The 1765-nt window shown below is 66.4% G+C and carries 1 protein-coding gene and 1 pseudogene; one reads left to right on the top strand and one right to left on the bottom strand.

Annotated features, from left to right (window positions below):
• Positions 1–88: 88 nt before the first annotated feature.
• Positions 89–969 (top strand): IS5 family transposase gene (locus tag ACFVWD_RS58230; RefSeq protein ID WP_107427524.1). Its coding sequence is split into 2 segments (ribosomal slippage): positions 89–449 and positions 449–969, totalling 882 coding nucleotides; the frame shifts between segments, so codons are not numbered across the junction.
• A 430-nt stretch (positions 970–1399) separates the two neighbouring features.
• Here ACFVWD_RS58230 and ACFVWD_RS58225 read toward each other — a convergent pair.
• Positions 1400–1765: pseudogene (locus tag ACFVWD_RS58225) on the bottom strand (amino acid permease); the annotation flags it as partial.

The following is a 1765-nucleotide window of genomic DNA, read 5'->3' as shown; positions in this document are numbered from 1 at the left end:
CCTTTTCCGGCCGGCATTCTCGCTTCCAGTCCTAGGCACTGTCCGGCGGATCATGTGACTTTCCGGCCGGTCGCTCATTGGTTGGGTCATGGGTCGGGGGGATCTGACGAATCGAGAGTGGTTGCTGCTGGAGCCGCATCTGCCCTCGCTGGGTGGCCGGGGCGGCCGGTGGAACGATCACCGGACCGTGCTCAACGGGATTCTGTTCCGGGTCCGCACCGGTGTTCCGTGGCGTGACCTGCCGGAACGCTATGGCTCGTGGAAGATCGTGTATGAACGGCATCGCCGCTGGTCGGCGGATGGTACCTGGGACCGGCTCCTGCAGGCGGTCCAGGCCGACGCCGACCTTGCCGGGCGGATCGACTGGTCGATGGTGGGCGTCGACTCGACGTCCTGCCGGGCCCATCAGCACGCGGCCGGCGCCCGCAGGGTCGGACCGCGGGTCCCGAAAAAAGGACGAGGCCCCGGCACCACCGCCCCGATGAGGGACTCGGACGGTCCCGGGGCGGTCTGACCTCCAAGATCCACCTCGCCGGTGAAGGCGGCTGCCGCCCCATGGCTCTACTGATCACCCCAGGCCAGTGGGGTGACGCCCCGCAGATGATCGAGGTCCTGGACCGGATCCGGGTTCCCCGGCCGCTGGGCGGACGGCCCCGGACCAGGCCCGACCATGTCAGCGGCGACAAGGCTTACAGCTCACGCCGAAATCGCCGCTACCTGCGAAGACGGCGCATCACACACACGATCCCCGAGCCGAAGGACCAGCGGGCCAACCGCCGGCGCAGAGGCAGCGCGGGCGGCAGGCCAGCTGGCTTCGACCGCGAGCGCTACCGGCGCCGCAACGAGGTCGAGCGGACCATCAACCGGCTCAAGAACTCCCGCGCGGTCGCCACCCGTTACGACAAAAGGGCCTACGTCTTCCACGGCACCGTCACCGCAGCAGCAGTCCGCCTATGGCTCCGCCCATGATCCGCCGGACAGTGCCTAGGACTGGAAGCGAGAATGCCGGCCGGAAAAGGGTGACATCAGGCGGCGAAGCCGATGTTCGTCACCTATTCGTACTGCCCGCTGGCCCCCTAGATCCAGCAGGACACCGGTGGTCCAGGCATCCTCCAGGACACGGCCGTCACCGGCACTCCAAGCAGTCACAAGGGAATCCCAGCAGCGACTATTGATGTACCGGTAAACGAGAGTGCACCGGTAAAACACGAAAACCTGGGCCTGATCAAGGAAACAAATCCCCACTCGGACGTCGCCGGAGGAACTGAGACTCTTCAAGAGACAGCAGGGCCAGGACACGTTCCACACGTTCACCCTGACCATCCTCAAGACGAACGACCTCGCCGAACAAGCCTGGACCATCCTGCACCGCACCGTTCTCGACGAGGTCCTGGGGACCTCCCACGAGAGCCTGTCCTTCATGGACAGCGACATAAGTGTGAGCTGCTGGCTGGGCTGCTCGGTCGACGGCGGCAGCCACGATGGTGCGGGCGAGCAGGGCGGATTTGTGGACGCCTGTGTAGTCGACTGCGGTCAGGGCCATGGCGGCGCAGGAGGCAGTCTTGCCGAGAGGGAATGCCCGTCGGCCAGGTAGCCCTCAGAAGTCGCCGAGGCGCTTGCGACCATAGGCATAGGTGCCCCCGAGGCGGGATAGAGGGTAGCGAGCCAGGCGGAGGAGGTGGCGTTGCAGTAGGCCACGACCACTGCCGGGGCGAGGCTGAACAGCAGGCTGGAGCCGGCCGCACGGGAGAGGTCTGTACGTCGT

The sequence above is a fragment of the Streptomyces sp. NPDC058086 genome (assembly GCF_042885015.1).
Lineage (GTDB): Bacteria > Actinomycetota > Actinomycetes > Streptomycetales > Streptomycetaceae > Streptomyces.
The sequence above is the reverse complement of the archived record's forward strand: the minus strand, read 5'-3'. Positions and strand labels throughout refer to the sequence as shown.